This is a genomic window from Promineifilum sp. (SeqCode), from assembly GCF_041918635.1.
GTDB lineage: Bacteria > Chloroflexota > Anaerolineae > Promineifilales > Promineifilaceae > Promineifilum.
The window spans coordinates 1-4935 of record NZ_JAYRVJ010000419.1 but is presented as its reverse complement, the minus strand read 5'-3'; the positions used below and the strand labels follow the sequence as shown (position 1 = coordinate 4935).

Annotated in this window: 2 protein-coding genes; both read right to left on the bottom strand. The window is 68.7% G+C overall.

Annotated elements, in window-relative coordinates; genetic code table 11:
• Positions 1 to 2235 (bottom strand): tubulin-like doman-containing protein (locus ACE3UY_RS13045; RefSeq protein WP_374687946.1); only part of this gene is annotated, 2235 nt, incomplete at its 3' end.
• A gap of 69 nt (positions 2236 to 2304) precedes the next feature.
• The coding region (locus ACE3UY_RS13040) for a vWA domain-containing protein (RefSeq protein ID WP_374687945.1) at positions 2305 to 4935 on the bottom strand (2631 nt) is incomplete at its 5' end.

The following is a 4935-nucleotide window of genomic DNA, read 5'->3' as shown; positions in this document are numbered from 1 at the left end:
GGGGGCGTCCTTCAGCAGTTGTTGAACCTTGGGGGTGCGGGCGTCGAAGTCGTGGGCGTTCTTGACGGCGCGCTTGCCGGCCAGCACGCCATCCCACAGGCCGGGCAGGGCCGAGGCGGTGTCGCCCGTGGAGAGGTGGCGGATCCAGCCGTCGAGCGCCTCGCGCGCCTCCTCGACCAGGCGCTTCATCAGTTCGGCCGTCTCGCGGACGAAGACGTGGAGGATGTCTTCGCGGCGCACGTCCATCAGCCGGTCCTGGGCCTTCAGGTACTCATCCTCCGAGCCGCGCACGCTGGGGTGTTCCCACAGCCAGAAGAGGCGCTTGTTGGCGTTGGCCAGCATCATTTGTTCGGCGCGCTTGGAGAGGCCGGCCAGCTTGATCTCGTTCTTGATCTCATTGCGGCGGGCGCGGGCGTCGGCCATCAGGCGCAGGAACTGCTCGAACTCGGCGGCCACGCCGTTGAGGTAGTCGCGGGCGTAGCCCAGCTTGCCGGCGCGGGCCTCGACGGGGTTGTCGGAGCGGCCCATCAGCATGTCGCCCAGCCGCAGCCGCAGCAGGTTGCGGAAGATGATGAGCTGGACGCGCTGCACCTCGCGCAGGGCGTCGCCGAACTCGCCGTAGAACGTCTCGACCTCCTCGCCGCTGCTGGTCAGGCCGCCGAACTTGACGCGCAGGGTGTCGGGGATCTTGCGCAGCTTGGCGTGGAACTCCTCGACCGACTCCTTCTCGCCGCGGCCGAAGGCGGCCGGGACGCGGTAGCGGGTGAACTCTTCGACGTGCTTCTGGGTGGCGACGAAGTTGGGGTCGTCGCCCAGGTCGGGGAAGTAGGTGACCCAGCTGTCGCCGGAGCCGGAGCGGCCGGGGGCGGCCCCGCCGGCGCGGGCCAGCCGCTCCACTACGTCAGGCCAGCGGCCCGCGCCGGCGGCGTCTTCGTTGAGCGTGGCGGCCCGGCCCAGGAAGAGGGTCGGCTTGGCCGACTGGCTGCCGTATTGCGCGCCGCTGGTGAAGAAGTCGTGGGCGCGCTGGCTGCCGGCAAAGCCGCGGTCCTCCTGATTCTTGTCAGGCGCGGCCAGGGCCAGGTGGCGCTGCGCCCCGCTGGCCGGCAACTGCTCGTTTTTGTCCGGCGCCTGGCGCGGCTGCAACAGGTGCAGCAGGAGTTGCTGGCCCAATTCGTGGCTCGACACCTCCTGGACGAAGTGGGCCGGAACCTGGACGGTGTAGGCCCCGATGGCGCTGTACATGGGCATGTCCGGGCTTTTGGCGTATTCCGGGGCCAGGTTGGTCATGATCCACTGGGTGTAGGCCTGGCCGGCGTTCTCGTCCAGAATGGCGCTGATGACCTCGGCCATCATGGGGAAGACGCCGTACTTGGCCTCCTCGGCCAGCGGTTGGCCGCCGCGCTTGCCGTCTACCAGGTAGCAGGCGTCGAAGATGCGCTGGTCGGGGTGGATGGCGAACTGGGGGTCGTCCTCGGCGTACTCGATGAGGGGCATCGGGAAGTCGGGGTTCACGACCATGAAGCGGTTCAACTCGCGCCAGGCGGCGAAGGTGCGGGCCTGCATGTCGGCGTCGGGGGCGTTGGTGAAGACGCTGGGCAGGGCGAAGAAGCCGCGCAGCACGTGGTGGACGCCCAACTGCTGGGCCAGCATGCGCAGGATGAGGGCCACGTCGAGGAACATGCCGGAGCCGGTGCCGCCAGCGAAGGAGCCGACAATGATGACCTCCAGCCGGCGCGCGTCGCTGGTCGTCGACCGGACGCCCTGGATGGCCGAGCGGAAGGCGCGCCACATGACGGAGCCGGTCTGTTTGCCGAGTACGTCCTTGTAGACGGCCAGGCGGCCGAACTGCCGGATGCGCCCCGCGCCGTCGTCGAGGATGAAGACGGCCGGCGCCTGGGAGGCCAGCCAGTTCTGGGCCTGGAACCACTTGTTGATCTGGGGGTAGACGCCGTCGCGCACTTCCAGCGCCAGGGGGCGGGAGTCGCCGCCGATGTAGATGAACTCTCCTTCGTCCTTTTCCAGCCGCACGCCGCCGACTTCGGCCCCTTCCTCCTTGGCCCCGCTGGCGGTGACGCGCTCCGCGCCGGCCTCCAGTTGGGTGGCCGTGTCGATGGACAGCAGCTTGATGTTGTCCGGCATAACGCCGTTGTTGGCCGTCAGCAGGTCGCGCTTCAACCACGTCAGCACCCACTGCCCTGTGCCGCCTAGCCCTATAATCAATCCTGGTCGTGACATGATGTTCTCCTCTGCGCCGGAAACCGGCCTGATGTGTTCTCGCTCTGCCCGCGCGGCGGCGCGCCGGGCCTAGACCTCGTAGTGAATGTCGCCCTCGATGAAGGCGTCGGACTCGCCGGCGTTGAGCGTGCCCTCGTAGACGAGGCCGCCCTTGGCGTCGAGCGCCCGCACGTGGACGGCGCGCGCCGCCTCGTCGTCGGTCGGTTTGGTCTTTTTGACCTTCATCACCTTGATCTGGTTTTGCTTCAACCAGTCGTTGCGGATTTTGATGGTGCGGGGGTTGCCGCGCAGCGACCAGGGGCCGCCGCCATCGACGGGCACAGGCTGGCCGCGCCGATATTCGACCACGCTCAGCTTGCCCGTCGGCCCGCCGATCGCCAGGTAGATGAGGTAGCCGATGATCAGCGCCAGCAAGCCGATGATGGTTCCCAGGATGACCCGCCAGGTGAGCGGGTTCGTCCAGGTGGTGTCCTGGCGGCTGAAATCGATCGTGCGCTCCGGCGCGGCCCAGGCGAAGCCGTCTTGCAGGGGGATGGCGGCGGTGTCGATCTTCACCTGGTAGGCGCCGGCCTCGGCCACGTCCAGCCCGGCCCCGGCGGCGCGCAACTGGCCGTTGTCGAGCGGCTCCAGGGTGAAGAAGGAGGCGTCGCCGCTGGGAGGCACGACAGCCGCCTCGAACGTGGCCTCCGGGTCGGCCAGCACGTCGGGCAGGGCCATCGTCTCGCCGCTGACGGCGTTAATGATCTGCATGTGGAATTCGTACGGCTGCAACTTCCCCTGGGCGCTGGCCCACCAGTTGGCCTGGTGGAGCGTGGCGCTGAGGGGGGAGGTGATCATCAGGTCGAGCGGCGTCACCTCGAACTGGCGGATGGCGACGGCCTCGGAGGCGGTGGTGGGGGCGTGCAGCAGGGCGTTGTAGCGCTGCGGCGTCCAGTCGGCGGTGACCTCGATGGTGTAGTCGCCGGCGGCCACGATCTGGCCGGCCTGGCTGTTGGTCAGTTCGCCGGCGAATTCGCTGGCCGAGCCGGGGACGCGCGTCAGGGGGACGGATTCGACGACGTCGTCGCCGCGCAGCAGGGAGGCGGTGAACAGCCCGGCCTCGTCGGTCAGGTAGGTGTCGATGTCGGCCGGCGCGCCGGCGGCGTCGCGCAGTTCGATGGCGACGGGGATGGCGATGGGGCTTTGGCGCGGGCCGTCCACGTCGTTGAGGGGCAATGTCTGGCCGGCGGCGGGGCGGGTGATGGCGAAGCCAAAGGGGGTGACCTCGGTGGCGGTGAAGCGGCCGTCCGCCTCCAGCACGACGATCTCCGGCTCGGCCGGGTTGGGCGTCTCGACCGTGGCCCGCAGCGCCCAGTTGTATTCGCCCACGGCCGGCGACTGGATCAGCTCGGTCGATTCGTAGACGCCGTCCTCCACCTTCTGGAAGACGTACTCCCGGCTGTGGCCGCCGGGGCCGCCGACGGAGGCGGTCACCGCGATGGGGTAGTCGGGGAATTCGACCAGCGGCCGGCGCTCTCCGGCCGCGGCCGTCTCGAACAGCTCGACGCGGAACTTCTCGGCCACGATCTCGCTGGGCGGCGTGGTGGCCGGGAAGGAGGAACGCTCGTTGGGGGTGACGACGTCGCCCACGACCGGCTTGCGCTGGGCGCGGATGTCCATGAGGCTCTGGCAGTTGGTCGGGTCGGCCCCGCTGTAGGTGATGTTGTAGCGGCCGGGGACGGGCGGCTGGAAGACGTAGTACTCGTTGCGGCCGTCGGGGATGTACTCCTGGATGCGCACGGCGTCGGAAGTGGCGACGCCGCCGACGACCTGGATCTGCTCGCGGCCGGTGTCGATGTTGATGATGGCCTGGCCCAGATCGGTCTCGTTCAGGCCGAAGGCGTAGATGAGCACCAGGTTGTCGGTGTAGGGGTTGACCCAGACGTCGGTGTTGCAGGCCACCGCCTGCATGCCGGAGCCGCTGACGGGGCTGAGGATGTCGGTGACGATGGTGTTGAGGTTGGTGTTGACGTCGTTGGCGCTGTAGACGTTGCCGCCGTGGCTCTGGGTGATGGCGTGCCAGCCGTCGAAGAAGCGATCCTGCATGCTGCCGCCGCGCTGGGACATGGCGATGAGGGAGATGTGGACGCTGTTGGGGTTGTCGCTGCCCACCCAGGGGAAGGTGGCGTCGAGCGGGTCGGTCAACTCTTCCAGGGCGGTCATGTCGGGGTCGATGTTGTAGATGGGAACCTGGCCGCAACTGCGGGCGAAGAGGCACGGCTCGCCGTCGGTGATGATGATGACCGACTGGCGGCGGGGCTGGTCGTCGAGCGGTTCGGCGCGCCAGGCGGCCAGCTGGTCGCGCGCGGCCAGAAGCCCGGAGTAGGGGTCGGTGGCGCCCAACTGGCCCGACTTGGCGGCGTCGATGGGGGCGCGGATGGTCAGCCGGTCTTCGCGCCACGCCTGGAAGTCGTGGGCGGGGGGCACGTTCTGGCTGGTCAGGTAGGTTTCGACGTCTTCCTGGTACGGGTTGTCCACGCCGCTGCCGGGCGTCTGGACGGGGTAGTCGCCGAAGCCGATGACGGCCACGCGGTGGGTGACGGTCTGGTCGCGGCAGAGCCAGATGGCGTGGTTGCCCAGGTAGTCGACGATGGTCTGGGCGGCGTCGAAGCGTTTGCCGTCCTGGTCGTTGACCAGGCGCATGGAGTCGGACTGGTCGAT